14 protein-coding genes are annotated in these 16827 nt (G+C 42.6%); 3 read left to right on the top strand and 11 right to left on the bottom strand.

Features of this window, described 5'->3' with window-relative positions; genetic code table 11:
- The first annotated feature begins 201 nt into the window (after nucleotides 1-201).
- Both J2X69_RS03150 and J2X69_RS03155 read left to right on the top strand, forming a co-directional pair.
- A complete protein-coding gene (locus J2X69_RS03150; RefSeq protein ID WP_310098304.1) occupies nucleotides 202-3621 on the top strand; it encodes a HEAT repeat domain-containing protein in 3420 nt (1139 codons plus the stop codon).
- Complete coding sequence (locus J2X69_RS03155) at nucleotides 3618-4511, top strand: PIG-L family deacetylase (RefSeq protein WP_310098306.1); 894 nt, start codon at nucleotides 3618-3620, stop codon at nucleotides 4509-4511. The genes J2X69_RS03150 and J2X69_RS03155 overlap by 4 nt, the downstream gene beginning before the upstream one ends.
- A 171-nt stretch (nucleotides 4512-4682) precedes the next feature.
- Here J2X69_RS03155 and J2X69_RS03160 read toward each other — a convergent pair whose 3' ends face one another.
- The 10 genes from J2X69_RS03160 to J2X69_RS03205 form a co-directional block, all read right to left on the bottom strand.
- Complete coding sequence (locus J2X69_RS03160; protein WP_310098309.1) at nucleotides 4683-6146, bottom strand: hypothetical protein; 1464 nt, start codon at nucleotides 6144-6146, stop codon at nucleotides 4683-4685.
- Nucleotides 6147-6158: 12 nt separating this feature from the next.
- Entirely contained in the window at nucleotides 6159-9044 is a 2886-nt protein-coding gene (locus J2X69_RS03165) for a carboxypeptidase-like regulatory domain-containing protein (RefSeq protein ID WP_310098312.1), read from the bottom strand.
- 327 nt (nucleotides 9045-9371) lie between these two features.
- Nucleotides 9372-9710, bottom strand: coding sequence for a gliding motility protein GldC (gldC, locus tag J2X69_RS03170; protein ID WP_310098315.1), 339 nt, complete (start codon nucleotides 9708-9710; stop codon nucleotides 9372-9374).
- 235 nt (nucleotides 9711-9945) lie between these two features.
- The gene (locus J2X69_RS03175) at nucleotides 9946-10605 is read right to left on the bottom strand and encodes a 3-oxoacid CoA-transferase subunit B (RefSeq protein WP_310098319.1); all 660 of its coding nucleotides are present in this window, start codon (nucleotides 10603-10605) and stop codon (nucleotides 9946-9948) included.
- Nucleotides 10606-10758: 153 nt separating this feature from the next.
- The gene (locus J2X69_RS03180; RefSeq protein ID WP_310098322.1) at nucleotides 10759-11454 is read right to left on the bottom strand and encodes a CoA transferase subunit A; all 696 of its coding nucleotides are present in this window, start codon (nucleotides 11452-11454) and stop codon (nucleotides 10759-10761) included.
- Between the two features lie 11 nt (nucleotides 11455-11465).
- Nucleotides 11466-12389, bottom strand: coding sequence for a bifunctional riboflavin kinase/FAD synthetase (locus J2X69_RS03185; protein ID WP_310098325.1), 924 nt, complete (start codon nucleotides 12387-12389; stop codon nucleotides 11466-11468).
- The gene (gene truB / locus J2X69_RS03190) at nucleotides 12376-13062 is read right to left on the bottom strand and encodes a tRNA pseudouridine(55) synthase TruB (protein WP_310098328.1); all 687 of its coding nucleotides are present in this window, start codon (nucleotides 13060-13062) and stop codon (nucleotides 12376-12378) included. Before truB ends, J2X69_RS03185 begins: the two co-directional genes overlap by 14 nt.
- Before the next feature lies 1 nt (nucleotide 13063).
- On the bottom strand, nucleotides 13064-13858 hold the full coding sequence (locus tag J2X69_RS03195) for an undecaprenyl-diphosphate phosphatase (RefSeq protein WP_310098331.1): 795 nt from the start codon (nucleotides 13856-13858) through the stop codon (nucleotides 13064-13066).
- A 2-nt stretch (nucleotides 13859-13860) separates the two neighbouring features.
- Nucleotides 13861-14070 (bottom strand): DUF3098 domain-containing protein, encoded by a 210-nt coding sequence (locus J2X69_RS03200; RefSeq protein WP_310098334.1) that lies wholly within the window; start codon nucleotides 14068-14070, stop codon nucleotides 13861-13863.
- An 8-nt stretch (nucleotides 14071-14078) separates the two neighbouring features.
- Nucleotides 14079-14969, bottom strand: coding sequence for a permease-like cell division protein FtsX (locus J2X69_RS03205; RefSeq protein WP_310098337.1), 891 nt, complete (start codon nucleotides 14967-14969; stop codon nucleotides 14079-14081).
- Nucleotides 14970-15282: 313 nt separating this feature from the next.
- Between J2X69_RS03205 and J2X69_RS03210 the strand changes: the two genes are divergently transcribed.
- Nucleotides 15283-15726 (top strand): DUF2147 domain-containing protein, encoded by a 444-nt coding sequence (locus J2X69_RS03210; RefSeq protein WP_310098340.1) that lies wholly within the window; start codon nucleotides 15283-15285, stop codon nucleotides 15724-15726.
- Nucleotides 15727-15762: 36 nt separating this feature from the next.
- Here the strand turns inward: J2X69_RS03210 and metX are convergent, their stop codons facing one another.
- Complete coding sequence (gene metX / locus J2X69_RS03215; protein ID WP_310098342.1) at nucleotides 15763-16818, bottom strand: homoserine O-acetyltransferase; 1056 nt, start codon at nucleotides 16816-16818, stop codon at nucleotides 15763-15765.
- Nucleotides 16819-16827 lie beyond the last annotated feature (9 nt).

Here is a 16827-nt window from a genome sequence, read left to right on the forward strand (position 1 = left end):
ATTACCTGAAATCGAGCCTGCCTTCCGCAGGCAGGCATGTCGCTGCCGAACCACAGGGGATGATTATAAACCCTGTGTAGTTAAAGTGAACAAAATCCCGATCCTTGGTCGGGACTTTTGTTTTTACAGCCTTTTTGATTAATGGCTTAAAAGCCATTTTTAATTTTGTTAATTTCAAGATTGGAATAATAAAATTAACCTATGCCTCAACCCAAAATTAAACAATGCTACGCCAAAATCATTTTGGCCGCCGCAATCCCTCTTTTAATTTCTTGTAGTGAGAATGAACCGGTAGATCTCCGTGAGCGAACCTTGTCCAAGGAGGAAATCGCCCCTATGGTGCAGGCTGCTGAGGGAGGAATAAATCCCACGCTTAGCCCGGGTCTTAAACTTTCCATATGGGCGGTGGACTCATTGGTGTATGACCCTATTTCGATTCAGGTGACTGATGATGGTAGTTTATATTACACAAGAACCAATCGTCAGAAAAACTCTGAATTTGATATTAGAGGTCACCAGGAGTGGGAAATTGAATCAATTAGTCTGCAGACCATCGAGGAAAAAAGAGCTTTTCTCCAAAAGACACTATCTCCTGAAATGTCTGATAAGAACACTTGGCTTGATGACGTGAACGGTGACGGATCACACGACTGGAGAGATATGACTGTGGAGAGAGAGGAACTCTATAGACTTGAGGACAGAGATGGGGATGGTCTAGCTGACTATTCGCAGATCATGGTTCAGGATTTCAATGATGTGACCACCGATGTCGCAGGTGCCTTATTGAAGCTTGAGGATAATCTTTTCGTAGGAGTAGGACCGGATGTCTGGAGACTTACCGATAAAAACGGCGATGGTATCATGGATGAGAAAGAGTCAATCTCTCATGGCTATGGCATTCATATCGGTTTTGGAGGACATGGGATGTCCGGGCTTAAATTGGGGCCTGATGGCCGGATCTATTGGGGAATCGGAGATATTGGTTTCAATGGAGTGGGACCGGATGGCACTGAATGGAAATACCCCAATAGAGGTGTGGTGGCGCGGGCAAACCCTGATGGAAGTGATTTTGAGGTTTTCGCCATGGGCGTGAGAAATACCCATGAGTTCACTTTTGACGAGTATAACAACCTGATCTCTGTAGATAATGATGGGGATCACGCCGGTGAAAGTGAAAGACTGGTTTACCTAGTCAATGGATCAGATACCGGGTGGAGAATCAACTGGCAGTTTGGTAAATACCGTGATCCCGACAACAATACGTATAAAGTATGGATGGATGAGAAACTGTACCTGCCAAGACATGAAGGACAGGCGGCCTACATCACTCCTCCGATTCAGAATTACATCAATGGACCTACAGGAATGGTTTATAATCCGGGAACCGCTTTGGCCGAAAAATGGAAAAACACCTTCTTCGTAGCTTCTTTTGTAGGTAACCCGACGAGGTCAGGAATTCATGCGTTCAAGCTGGAGCCTGATGGGGCTTCATTTAAGATGTCCCAGACTGAGAACATCATGTCAGGGGTATTGGCAACCGGATTGGATTTTGGCCCTGATGGCTCTCTTTATTTTGCTGACTGGATAGATGGCTGGGGCACCAAAGACTATGGTAGAATCTGGAAAATTGAGGATGAAGGTGGAGCAAACTGGGAAGCTAGAAAGATCACTGCCCAGGTGATGAAAACTGATTTCAAAACGCTCACTGACGAAGCTCTGAGTGGCTATCTAAGTGATGAAGACATGAGAATCAGAAGAAAGGCCCAATTTGAACTGGCAAAGAGAGGTAAAGAGGGAGCGAAAATATTTCAGGCTGCTATTGATCAAAAAGCCAATCAATTGGCCAGGATTCATGCCATTGTGGGCATGAGCCAGTTGGCAAGAATGGAGAAAATGGACTATGCCGATGCGTTGATTCCGTTGCTGAAGGACCGGGATTTTGAAATTCGGGCACAGGCCGCCAAATGGCTTGGAGACATTAAGTATGCGAAAGCGGGTGCTGCCTTGATGCCCTTATTATCGGACAGTGAAATAAGGGTAAGATTCTTTGCTTCTGAAGCTTTGGGAAGAATTGCTTACGAGCCGGCGATTGAGGGGTTGATTGGAGTACTGGAAGCCAATAATGACCAAGATGCATTTTTACGCCATGCTGCAAGTTTAGCTTTGGCAAGAATCAATAAGAAAGAGCCAATTATTGCGCTGGCTTCTCATCCCTCAAATGCAGTTCGTCTTGGAGCTGTTTTGGCACTACGCAGAATGGCAGACCCGGGCATCACGGCTTTCTTAGCTGACTCGGACGAATACATCGTCACAGAAGCCGCCAGAGCGATTAACGATGATTTCTCCATAGAAGACGCGTTACCTGCATTGGGAGACCTATTAGTAACTACCGCCTCCCAGAATGAACCGTTGATTAGAAGAGCTATCAGCGCAAACCTGAGAGTAGGTAGTCAGAAGTCAATGGACAACCTCAAAACTTACATCGCTAAGCCTGGAGTAAATTCCATTCTGAAAGCAGAAGCTATTGCGGCATTGGGAACATGGGCAAAACCATCCGTTCTGGATCGTGTGGATGGCAGAAATCGAGGTGCTGTAGAAAGAGAGCTTGCGCCAATACAGGCTTCAGCCAAATCAACTTTAATAGAAGCGTTGAATAATAGCGATGAAGATGTGCGTGAAGCCGGTATAAAAGCAATCGGAAAATTGAAGATTGCAGATGCTGAATCAAAGTTAATCTCTTTGTTGAAAAATGATAAATCTGAAAATGTACGTGTAGCTGCGATTTTGGCCTTATCGACGACAAATCCTGAGTCCATCTCAGTTCCTATAGAACTGGCGATGAAGGACAATTCCAGAGCCGTACGGGTAGTCGGATTGGATCTGTTGACAAAAACAGATATCTCTCAGGACCTAATGGTGAGTTTGCTTCAGGATGTGATTCAAAACAGAACCACTACAGAAAAACAAGCCGCGTTGCTAAGCTTGGGTAACCTTGATAATTCAGCGGAACTTCCTCTTTGGAATACACTTCTTGATGATTTGTCAAAAAACAAGCTGTCAAATGAAGTGATGATAGAGCTGGAGGAAGCTATAGACGCTACCAAATCTACTGACCTAAAGGCTAAATATGAAAAGATTCAAGAGACTCGCACCAAGGGTGACTTGGTGGCTCTTTACAGCGGAGCGCTCGAAGGCGGTAGTGTGAGGGCAGGAAGGGCAATATTCTTCCAAAATCAAACCGCACAGTGTATCCGCTGCCATGGATATGATGATATGGGAGGTGTAGCCGGTCCGCACCTGAATGGTATAGCCAATAGAGTCACTAAGACAGAACTTCTGGAAGCGCTGATCGATCCGAGTAAGAGACTGGCACCGGGCTATGGTTTCGTGCAACTGGAATTGAAAGATGGAACTTCCCTAAGCGGAACGCTGATGGAAGAGAAAGCCGATGGTTTGGTCATGAAAGTAGGAGCTAAACCGGATACTTTGATCATGAATAGCAGCATTGCTGAGCGAAAAAACTCTCCTTCCAGTATGCCCGACATGAGGGCACTGCTTACCAAAAGAGAAATCAGAGATCTGGTAAGCTTCCTTGGTACGATGACTAAGGAATGGGAATGAGAAGGCTGATAATCAGCTTACTAATTATCGGGACCATCACTTTGGTGGTGGTCCCTTTGATTTTGATTCAGGTTGGTAAGTCGCAGCTGCATGATTCCGAAATCCCACAACATGAGCTGCTGTTCCAATCCGATGGCCCGAAGACTATTTTGGCATTTTTCCCTCACCCCGACGATGAAGTAACAGTCTCCGGCACCTTGATGAAAATGAAAGACGCAGGACACCGAATCATTTTGGTTTGCCTGACCAAAGGAGAAGCGGCCGAAACGGAAGGAAAATATTCCAGGGAAGAGCTAGGTCAGGTACGAACATTAGAAATGCAAAATGCGGCACAGACAATCGGAGCTGACCATTTGGAACTGTTGGATTATTCTGATAGTGGGATGGAAAAATTAGGGTTGGATTCACTCAAATCCATTGCGGAAAAATTAATAACACAGTTTAAACCGGATGTTTTGGTGAGTTATGATTCAAAAGTAGGACTCTATGGACATCCGGATCATCGGCTGACAGGATTGGCGATTGAAGAGTTATTCATGAAGAAATTCCGGGGGCCAAATTTTACTCCACAGAGGTTGTTTCAGGTTACGCTATCTCCCAAACAAATCCAGTTGGCACTGAAGCTTTCGGAAGGATTTCAAAAACATTATCCGAAAGACTTGACCCAAGGGCTTCCTGAACCTGACTTCTCCATCAATACTACCGCGTATTTTGATCGGGTATTGCAGGTGATTTATGGTCATGAAAGTCAGGCTGAGACCTTGAAGGACTTGCTGCCGTACCATGATCAGGTTCCTTCAATCATCTACTCTAGAATTTTTGACCGGGAATATTTCTATGAGGTAAAGCCAAAAAAGCCACCCGGAAATTTGCGGATGGCTTTCAGGTAAATTGGGCTAATGTTTATCAGTTTTTGCATCAATGACAAAATCAGAAAGATGAGCTATGATTTTTGTCAGCTTGTAGTAGGAATACCAAGAATTAAGAATTCCGAAACCTCAGAAAACAGCCGTCTGATTCATTCAAGCGGCCTGGATTACAAGGTAGTATTCAAACAAGTGCTATTGCACAGGTAAGTCATTTCCCGGGATTGCGTTTGGATTAAGCAATGGTATATTTGATCCCCATTTTGCATTTATCTCATTTATAAATTCATTGGCAATAAATCCATGAGCTCTTCCATTGGGGTGTACTCCATCGACAGAGAAGCCTCCGTTTGGTGGGATAATACTTGCTGTAAGTGCGGCCCCGCCGAAGTTTACCTGCCCTTGAAGAACGCGGTTCAGCATCCCGTTTATATCCACTAACACCAATCGATCCGCATTGCTCTCAACTGCTGATAAAATCACTGCATTGAAGGCGTTGATTTTATCTTGGATTTCATTTTGCTCAGTCGGAGTGAGGACATAGAGATCTTCTACCGGGAAACTGACGCCCCTCACTGCTTGCGGGTTACCGCCTACAGGCTGACCTAAAGCCTGAGAAAGTGTTAATGTTGGTTTATCGGTTGATTTACTTTGTCTGATAGAAGGAAGTCCGAATTGTGTCAAATCGGTTAAACTTTCATCCGACATCAGAAACCCGTTTTGCCCTGCTGTAAATTCTATTGTACGTAAAATCCTTTCCTCTTCTGTGATAGCACCCATGGACTGGATTTGGAGTAGACCACCATTATAGCCGGCAAACCCTTGGTTAACTGCCCCTGCAGTCGGTCCATCCAATGGCAAAGCATTCCAAGGGACAAGATTGAAATAAGGAAGGACATTTAAGTTTGGAATGTTTGCTACGGCTCCTTTAGCCTCCGGATTGGCTTGGAGCATAGCACCTAGCGCCAAAGAGAATCTTTGAGCGAAGGCATCATCAGGTGTCAAAATATCAGGGTTAGAAGCACCTCCAATAGCATAACCCAATACATCGCTATTACCAAGCCAGAAAGTAAAGAAAGTTCCACTTGTTCCTAATGCAGCAGCAGCATCTCCAATTGGAGTAGATGTCCCGGGATTTGAGGCAAACCTGGCATATAGGGGATTAAAAGCGGGGTTTTGAGGAACATTAGGTCCACCTGCCTGTGGTATTAATGAAATGCCTAAGGTCATATTTGGAGCTGAGAAGTTGTTCAATTCAGCTTTATTTCCATCGAAAGGAGTAGGGATGTCACCTATCCCAATCGGAGCAGGAGCTGTAGTTCCATTAGCGGTTTTGAGTATCAACCTTCCCAGTACTGTATTTCCAGGTCCCAAGGCATAAAAACCATTAGGTGAATTAATGGAAGGCAAATTAAAATCGCTTCCATTGATTAGCTTCATCTGTTCTGCTAAATGAACAGCAAATGAATTGCCTTGCCCTCGGTCGTAGAGGGCTCCGTCCATAAAACCTGCAGCAATTCCATCACCAATGACGATCATCTTAGTAAAATCTGCAGTACCTGCTGTGGGTTCCTGAATAGCTTCAACAGGAAAATCATAGTTACATGAAGCTAGAACTCCTACAACCGGTATAAATATATATTTTAGAATATTTTTCATAAACTCATGAATTTAGTTTAGCAATTCATCAAATGTGATGGAGATGTAATAAATGGATCCAATAGTAGGTCCTCCAAAATTCATGAAGTACCTATTGTTAAAGACGTTAGAGCCTCCCATTTTGATGATTGATTTGATAGAACTTACCTTGTAGCTAACCTGAGCATCGAAATTAGAAACCGCAGGAACATCGCCTCTAGCAAATGAAGATTCCCAGCGAAATGAAGTCTGGTATCTCCAAGCCACATTGAAACCAAGGTTTTTGGTCAATTTCCGATTGCCGAAGACAAGGTTTCCTTTATGTTCAGGAGTGTTGAAGTCATTCAGAAATCCTTCTGTAGGTGAAGAAATGAGCTTATTGAAGTTATAGTTTCCTGAAAGACTGTAGTTCTTTGGTAGATTAAATGTCAATCCAAATGCAGCCCCATGTGCCTTTACATTTCCGCTGGTAAAGTTCGTGTAGGTCTGAAAAGTATTTTCACTACCCGGAGTGGTAATGGGAGTAAGCAGGGTAGGTGCATTTACAGCATTGATAGCCAATTCCTCTCCGGTAGCCGGTACAGGGAAGACCGGACCGGGAGCCTTTCTTACTGCGTTTTGAGTAATGAAATCATTGTAAATATTATAGTAATAAGCAAAATCGACCAAAATCTTATTGTTGTTCAATAAGCTCTTGTATCCAATTTCAATTGATCTAACCTGCTCAGGTCGCAACTCAGGGAAATCTTCCTCAGTAGCCGGTTTTAGCAAACTTGTAGCTTCAGGTGAAACCGGGCTTGAACCGGAACCAACTTTAGCCACATAATCTTCAACAGAAGCAAGCGTAAACGAATTGGTTAAAATGTCGTATTTCTCACGGTAAAAAGGCAATCCTCCGATTAACCTTGCCGACACAACGTTTAAATCGATATGTTGTGCTTGTGTAGTAGGCATTCTAAAGCCTGTCTGATAAGAAACTCTGAAATTATGGTTTTTCTCAGTTAAGACTCCTGAAATTCTCGGGCTGAATTGGCCTTCAAAATTTTCATTTTTATCATATCTCAAACTTCCCGTGATTTTTAATTTTTCATTCAAGACCTTTTTACCTGCTTGTGCAAATGCGCCGTATTCAGAGATGGTGATATCATTTCCCTCAAAATCAGCGAAGATTGTACCGTTGGAACGGAGATCATATACCCGATATTGAGCTCCCACTTGGAGATCTATAAAATCAATTTCTTCACGGAAGTCATATTGACCTTCTGCCATGTACATCCGCGATTTGTCATTGAATAAGGAACCCTCCGGAATGAATTGTCCACGAACATCTCTAGCCGCATTTTCAAATTCTGCTGAACCCGGTTCATAGCGACCTTGATCAGCAAATCCTCTAGCAGCACCGTGAGCAATGGCTTGTTGATCTGATGTACCCAAAGTACCCGGAGCAACCTGCTGCTGGGCTAATGCACCCATGTAAGCTATAGTGTACTGCCCAAACCAGCTGGAATTGTCTTTCCACATTGAATTAATGTTTACCCCTGTAAGATCAGCGATATATGATTCCCCTGAGTTTTCGAGCGTGGTATAGGCTCTTACAAAATAATTAGATCCCTTTAGTTCAAGTTTGTGCTGTGTGATCTCAAAATTTCTCAGCGAATAACGCTGAGCCCCGGTATAAACCGATGTTCCTGCTCCATAATTTAAGGTGTAAGAAAGCTCTGATCTATCGCTTAATCTGTAGTGAAGCGCTCCGTTTAATTTATAGTTTTTAGCGCCATAATCCACCAAGTGACGCTCATCATATCCTGTACGGGATACAATTTGATCCGGAATACTACTTAGATATCCTTGTAATCCCAAAGCTTGGGCTTGTTGCTGAATAGCTCCCACATTTCTGAGCAGCCCAATATTATTGGCTACTTCATCCCCAAATACATGGACTCTGTTGGCTCCGGGATTAAAAGGCAAGTCTCCTTGAGCGGAACTTGAAAGATCCGTTTGGTCTGTACCATACCAATCCTCAGCCTGCATGAAGGAGGCGTTTATTTTGAATGCAAACTTGTTGTTGAAGGCTTTTGCATAACGTATAGACCCTTCATACATCGGTTGTGGGCTGGTGGGTTCGCCGGCAGTTCCTCCAAAATGATTGAATCCCTGCTTGTAAAACGCACTTAGTCCCTGATATTCAAATGGGCTTTTACTGTTGACAAGTAAAATACCGTTAAATGCATTTGGACCATAGAGAGCGGAAGCTGCGCCCGGTATAAATTCCACACTCTCCACATCCAATTCAGATGGTCCGTTAAGGTTTCCTATAGGAAAATTCAAAGCAGGTGCCTGCGTATCCATACCGTCAGTAAGCTGGACAAATCGTGTGTTACCGGTAGAATTAAATCCCCGTGCATTGATAATCTGAAAATTGATAGAAGAGGAAGTGACGTCCACCCCCTTCAAATTTGCAATTGCTTTATAATAGGTGTCCGCAGGAGTATCACGTATTGCAAGGATATCCATCTTTTCTATCGAGACAGGAGATTGTAGAATACTTTCCTCAACTCTGGATGCAGAGATGACCACCTCTTGCCCTAGAATGGTAGTTTCCGCAAGTTGGATATCTACCGTGGATTGGCCGCCTGTGATCTCCACCTCCTGGGAAGTATAGCCTACCATGGAGAAGATCAGTGTGAATGGCGGTTCCTGATTTACATTAAGAGCGTACTTACCCGATAAATCGGAGATAGTTCCGATTACCTTACCTTTCACCAAGATATTGACCCCTACTAAGGTCTCTTTGGTATCTGCATCGGTTACTGTTCCAGAGATTCTACTAGTCTGGCCAAAAACCTTGCCTGCTGTGAGGGAAACCAGAAATATCAGCAAGAACACTGAGGGTCTGATTTTAAGTGTAAAATTGCTCATAGGCTATTTTATTAAATATTTAGGTTTATTGAATTACAATTGAATATTCATACTGTAATTATCGAAAATTAGCCTAAAAAACGAATATTTAGCAGATTTCGAATAAAATATAATATTAACCTAAAAGCCTCAAATATTGGTTTAGTTGGAAACTTGGGCATTCACTTAAAAATCTAAAAATATTTAAGGTCTTTATTGACAATCCCGAATCCAGCTGTCTATTTCATTGACAATTCAAAAAACTATATTTTTTTATGGAAAGGGATAAAAATATAAAAGCCCGACATCTGCCGGGCTTTTATAGCTTGAAAATGGATTAGTTATTTCTTAACCGTTTTTATTCTCCTCATTTACATGTTTTACCAGACGGTCACATAGCTCTTTAATCTCCTCAGACATGTATTCGTCAGCTGTACTGTTCAGTATGGTCTGAGCCATTCCTCCCAAAATATCTATGTAAAACCGCTTCATTTCTACCACGGACATTTCTTCTGTCCAAAGATCAATTCGAAGTGTACTGTGATTTTGATTGTCCCAAACGTTTAGACTGATGCTTTTGGTATCTTCCAGACCTGCACCTTCTTTATCTGAAGCATCCCATTTGATAGTTTTTGGAAAACTGTTTTCATCTAAATCTACTTGGAATTTAATCTCTGAGTTTTTCATGTGTTTATTAATTGTTTTTCAATGGTCACCCCGAATAGTCGGGGCAGGCTATGGAATCTCGCATGGCTGATAATCATCCCAGTGTGTGATCTCGAACGTACGGGATCATGCCTGTCTACCTCAGGCAGGCTCGATTTCATGTGTTATAATTTGATTCCGATAGAATCTTATGTTGATTTTACAAAATTAATCAGGTTAACTATAGGAGTGTTGCCTGAGTTCATTTTTGATGATTTTATTCGAAAATCATCTCAGGCACTTCTCCTTCGATAATAAGTTTACCGGCAGTTTTGGATTTGATTTCTTCTACAGAGATACCGGGGGCTCTCTCCCGAAGTATAAAACCCCCATCGGGAGAGATCTCTAGCACAGCTAGATCTGTTACTATCTTTTTTACGCAGCGAAGCCCCGTGATAGGGAGGGAGCATTCCGGTAGGAGCTTAGACTCACCGGAGCGGGAGCAATGCTGCATGGCCACAATGATATTGTCTGCCGATGCTACTAAGTCCATTGCACCTCCCATACCTTTGACCATTTTTCCGGGGATTTTCCAGTTGGAGATATCTCCATTTTCCGAAACTTCCATTGCTCCGAGTATGGTCAAATGTACATGCCCTCCTCGGATCATTCCAAAGGATTCTGCGGAATTGAAAAGTGCTGAACCTTTTGCCATCGTAACAGTCTGCTTTCCTGCATTGATAAGATCGGGATCGATTTGATCTTCGGTGGGGAAGGGCCCGATTCCCAGAAGCCCATTCTCAGATTGGAGAACTACCTCTAAATCATCAGGTATGTAATTGGCTACCAATGTGGGAATCCCAATACCTAAATTTATGTATTGCCCATTTTTCACCTCCTTGGCGATTCGCTGGGCTATTTGATCTTTAGTTAGCATTTTGGGTTGTTTTTGAAGTCAAAGGAAAAAGACGAAATCAGGTTTCTTGAGTTGTGGTAACCAAAACCTACCAGGTTTATACCACTGGGTTTTGATGAATTATTCGGTCTGTGCTATTCTTGATGAAAAACCTGGCAGGTTTGTTTATGCGCACTATTTGGAAACTGTTCTTTGTTCTATTCTCTTTTCGTAGTTCTCGCCCTGAAAAATACGCTGAACGTAGATTCCGGGAGTGTGGATTTGATTTGGATCGAGTTCACCCGCTTCCACCAATTCTTCCACCTCGGCAATGCAAATCTTACCTGCCGCAGCCATCATAGGATTAAAATTCCGAGCTGTCCCCTTGAAAATCAAATTTCCCGCAGTATCACCTTTCCACGCTTTGACGATGGAATAGTCAGCTTTTAACCAGCTTTCCAAGAGATACATTTTCCCGTCAAATTCCCGGGATTCTTTTCCTTCAGCCACTTCAGTGCCGACTCCCGCGGGAGTGAAGAAAGCAGGAATTCCTGCCCCGCCGGCGCGCACACGCTCTGCAAGGGTTCCCTGCGGAATCAAATCCACCTCAAGTTCTCCACTCAGTAGTTGACGCTCAAATTCGGCATTTTCTCCCACATAGCTGGAGATCATCTTCTTGACCATCCGCTTTTTCAGTAATAAGCCAATGCCGAAATCATCCACTCCGGCATTGTTTGACACGATAGTCAAGCCGGAAATATCTCTTTCCAAAAGTGCTGAAATACAGTTTTCGGGAATGCCGGTCAAGCCAAAGCCTCCCATCATCAACATACTATTGCTAGGAATGTCTGCTACAGCTTCATTGGCATTTTTTACAGTTTTGTTGATCATATCGTTTGGGTTTATAGCAAGTTCTTTGCATTCTTCTGATCTAAGAAAAGCTGCGCTTTCAAGGCTTCTAATCCATCAAATTTCCTTTCTTCACGAAGGAAGGCCTTAATATAAATGGTAATCTGCTTGTCATACAAATCACCTTGAAAATCGAATAAATTAGCTTCTACGGTTTTTTGTGTTCCATTGACAGTAGGTCGATTCCCGATGTTCAGCATAGCCTTGTAAAGCGATCCATTCACCAAAGCCTCAACTGCATAAACGCCATCCTTGGGGATAAGTTTGTAGTCGTTCGGGATGTGAATATTAGCAGTGGGAAAACCTATGGATCTGCCGATCTGCTGTCCTTTGATTACCAGACCGTTCAATTCATACGGTCTGCCAAGGCAATTGACAGCAGTTTCAATATCGCTGGTCTCTAATGCACGACGGATTTTTGTACTGGAAACGGCTATATCTTCCACATCTTGTCTGGAAATCTCTTCCAGTTCGAATCCATATTCCTCATGATGAGCCTTAAGGTATTCGAAACTTCCCTCGCGATTTTTTCCAAAACGATGATCGTACCCTATGACCAGTTTTTTGGTTTGGATGGTATCCACCAATACTGATTCTATAAACTGTTTGGAGGTAAGTTGGGAAAATTCCCTGGTGAAAGGAATTGTGATCAAATGATCAATACCAAATTCCCTAAGCAGCTTAGCTTTTTCTTCAAAAGTGCTTAAAAGTCTAAGATTATGCTCATCAGGATAGAGAACTAACCTGGGATGAGGCCAATAAGTAATTATAACAGTCTCGCCATTAACAGAACGGGCGATTTCACGGATTCGATGAAGGATTTTCTGATGTCCAAGGTGCACACCATCAAAAGTCCCGCTGGTGACTACAGCGTTGTATAGCTTTGGAAAATCACTTAAGCCTTCATAGATTTTCATTCGTTCTTGCTTTGATTTCTTCTATCAAGGGCAGAAGCTCATGTGCTTCAGAGAGTTTAAAATTACCAATTCTTGTTCTGCAAAGCGAACTCATGTACGCTCCCACATTCAGTTTATCACCCAGATCTCTTGCCAAACTACGGATATATGTTCCTTTGGAGCATACAATTCTAAATTCTACTACGGGATTTTCGAATTTCGTAATTTCGAATTCACTCACCGTTACAGGTCGCGGATCCATTTTTACCTCTTTTCCTTTCCTCGCAGATTCATACACGCGTTTACCGTCTACTTTGATGGCAGAGTGCATAGGAGGGATCTGTAGAATATCCCCCGTAAGTTCGGCCACCACTTCCTTCACTTGCTCCATAGATACAGCAGAAGGATCGGCTACGGGAATTATAGGCTGCTCCAGATCAAAGGAATCCGTAGTAGCTCCGATCACGAAGGTTCCTGTATATTCCTTCTCCTGCCCCATAAAAGAATCAATTTGCTTGGTCATCTTTCCTGCACACACAATAAGAAGGCCTGTAGCCAAGGGGTCTAGGGTGCCGGCATGACCTACTTTTTTGATTCGAAGGGCATTTCGGACTTTTTTCACCACATCAAAAGAGGTCCATTCAAGTGGCTTGTTGATCAGAAATACTTCTCCGTAGGGTTCCTGCATTTGCATTCTATAAATATAATCCGGCTACAATAGCTATTACACCTACTATAAAGCAGTAGATGGAAAAATAACTGAGTTTACTGTTCCTTACGAGTTTGATCATCCAGGTACAGGCTGCTATACCCGCTACGAAAGCAGCGATGAATCCGGCAGTAAGGTATCCGATTCCTTCTGTTTCCATGGAAAGGCCTCCATCTAAAATATCTTTGGCAATTTTGCCTAAGATCAACGGAACGACCATTAAGAAAGAGAATCGTGCAGCTTTCGCCTTGTCAATCCCCAAAAGAACTGAGGTGGAAATCGTAGCTCCGGACCGGGAAATTCCGGGAAGAATAGCAATTGCCTGCGCTATGCCGATGATTAGTGCCTGACCGAAAGTCACTGGCTGGTCGGTAAATTTGGCTTTGTCCGCCAGATAAAGAAGTACAGCCGTCAAAATAAGCATAGAGCCTACAAAAACTATTTGTCCGCCAAACAATGTCTCTAATTCCTCTTGGAAGACAACTCCCACGATCGCAGCAGGAATCATAGACAGCACTATTTTAGAAACAAATTGTGTCTCAGTATTCCATTGAAATTTGAACAATCCTCTGAGGATCTCTCCGATATCCTTACGGAATACTACAATAGTACTCAAGGCTGTGGCGAAATGAACTACTACTGTAAACATCAAGCCTTCTGCCGGCATTTTACTTTCTCCCAAAATTGCCTTTCCAAGCTCCAAATGACCGCTGGAAGACACCGGCAAAAACTCCGTCAATCCCTGAATGATTCCAAGGATAATTGCATCAATAATTTCCACGTTTAATTACTTTCAGTTTTGGCAAAAATTGCATAGAATTCAAAAATAAACCCGGCCAAAGTGACGATGGGTCCTATTGTCAAACCCAAAACACCGTTTCCGTGCGGTTCGCTGTCCAGGCCTATGATGATAAATCCTAGAATAATCAAAGCGATGCCGATAAACATCAGTTTATAATTTTTGCGGGAAAAAGGAAAAGAAGATTTGCTCATTACTTTATTTAATAGAGTTCGTCCAAAGACATATTTAAATACTTATTTACAGCCCGTAGGGTACTTAGTACAGATAAAATTCCTCCTACAGTGATCAAAATACCAAAGAGGATCAATAGCATTTCTTGATTTTGAAGCATGGCAAACCCCTCAATATTTGCTTGGGTGTATTTCACCAAAGCAAAGAGAATGACGGATGCAAAAGTCCCTGCCAATAGGCCAAATAGAAACGCTCTGGAAAGAAACGGTTTTCTGATAAATCCTCTGGTAGCACCTACCAATTGCATGGAGCGAATCAGAAAACGCTGTGAGAATAACGCAAGCCTTATGGTATTATTGATCAGCATGACTACGGTGATGATTAGAATCAGGATGAACCCACCCAATACTATACTTACTTTGAGCAAGTTTTTATTGATCGAATCCACCAGGTCAGTCATGTAGGAAACTTCGAATACTCCAGGAATAGCTTCTATTTCTGCTACTATAGCTTCTAGTTGTTCGGAAGTTTGGAATTCCTCAGCAATTGTCAGGACAAAACTGTTGCGCAGCGGATTATCTTCCAGAAACTGGGTGAAATCTTCCCCGGTACTTTCTATGAAAGTGGCAGCAGCTTCCTCATCCGATACAAACTTAAGATTTAGCGTATCTCCTTTCTGAAGAATAAATGATCGCTTGGAAAGATTATCATGAATGGCATCAAGGTCTTTTTTTTCCAGGTTTTTCTCCAAGAAAACCTGCACCTCAATATTTTCCCGGATCATACTTGTCAGCGTTTTTGCCTGAATCAAGATCACTCCGAAAAGACCTACGATGAAAAGCGATAAAGTGGTACTAAACAGAACACTCCCGAACTTGAAGTGCCCCAACGTTTTTTTCTTTCTCGGATAATTGGCCATAGAATATGATTTCTGCTCAAAAGTAACCTTCCCCAAGGATATTGCCAATCAATTCCTGATAAAGGATTTCGATGTGATATTTAGTAAAGTTTCAATTGTACAAAGGAATCACGCATCTTCTGATCATATTTTACCCCCTACTATCGAAACAACCAATTGATTTATACCAAAATGAAATCTATTTGCTTCTTCTTCAGATATACCCAAAAGCAAAAGAACCAAATCATGGTTGGTATGGTTTTAGGTTAAATTTAGTTAAGTATGATATGATTCATGTGATTACATTTCCAATGTTGAAACTCAATTGATTTTTATGAAACCATGTAATTATGCTTCTTTGTCCGTTATAATGCTCCTTTTGAGCTTAGGATCGCTCCTTGCCCAGTCCAAGTCTAAAGTAGTAGGGGTGTGGTCCAACACTGAGAATACTGCCAGGATAGAGATTATGGAAAATGGCACTCAGCTTATCGGGAAAATCATTTGGATCAAGCAGGTTGAGGAAAGTGAGGAAACTTTCACTGATGTGTTGAATTCTGATACTAGTCTTAGAGATAGGCCACTAATGGGGCTTACTATTTTGGAAGGCTTTCAGTATACCGATGGGAAATGGGCAGATGGAAAAATATATGATCCCGAATCCGGGATTAGTTATGCCGGTGAGTTGCAGCTCAAAAAGAAAGATATTCTGGAGATCAAGGGATATCTGGGAGAGTCCTGGGTAAGCAGAACGATAGAGTGGAATAGAGTAAAAAAGTAAGACAGTTGCCCGCCTTACTTTTTATAGATTAATTCTCTAGTGCTTTTGCTGTAAGTAAAACGACTTCAGAATATAGGATAATTGCTCAAATTCGATCAGAAATGCATCATGCCCGGCTGTAGAGGTAATTTCCTTATAAGTTCCTCTTTTCACATGTTGACTGATAAACCGTGATTCTTCAGGTAGAAAAAGTAAATCAGAATCTACACCGATAGACAGTACATTTGCTTCGATTTTCCCCAGAGTGTCGGCTAATCCACCTCTGTTCCGTCCTAAATCATGGGAATCCATAGTCTTACTCAGTGTCCAATAGGAGAGCGCATTAAAGCGTTTGGCTAGCTTTTGTCCCTGATATCTCAGATAAGATGCCGCACGGTAATCATCTGTTTTATTCTCCAAATCAGATTGCTTAATTGCCAAGTCAAGCGGATGCCTGTAAGTCAGCATAGCTATAGCCCGGGCTGTTTCCAATCCTTTTTTTCCTGCGGTTTCATTGCATTCTCCCCAGGTACAGTCAGACTCTATCGCCATCCGTTGCGTTTCATTGAAACCAATCACCCATGGTCTCGTCTTGGAAGTTGATGCCAAAATGATCGCGTTCCTTAGCTTATCACCCAAGAGATAGGCCCACTCCAAGCCGACCTGACCTCCTAAAGACCCGCCGATAAGCGTATGGATAGTTTCTATGTTCAAATGAATCCTCAAGCGCTCCAATGCCTCAGCGAGATCTCGTGTAGTCATTTGGGGAAAATCGTAATAATACGGCTTGCCGGTGACGGGATTTTCGCTGAATGGTTGCGTAGAACCGTAGCAAGATCCCAAAAGATTGGCACAGATGATAAAATGATCAGCAGGGTCAAAGAATTTGTCTTCCCCGATCAGACCATTCCACCACTCTGAAGCATTCGAATCTCCTGTAAGCGCATGGATAACCCAGATCACATTGGATTTGTCAGAATTGAGTTGGCCATAGGTAGTATAGCCAAGGTCAAATTCCGGGAGAATTTCTCCTGATTCCAGATGTAAAGGCAAACTAGAATGAAATATTTCCTGGGTCATGGTAATCGAAGCGTACTGACTTTTAAGATTCATTTGGTAAGG

It is taken from the genome of Algoriphagus sp. 4150 (genome assembly GCF_031457395.1).
GTDB lineage: Bacteria > Bacteroidota > Bacteroidia > Cytophagales > Cyclobacteriaceae > Algoriphagus.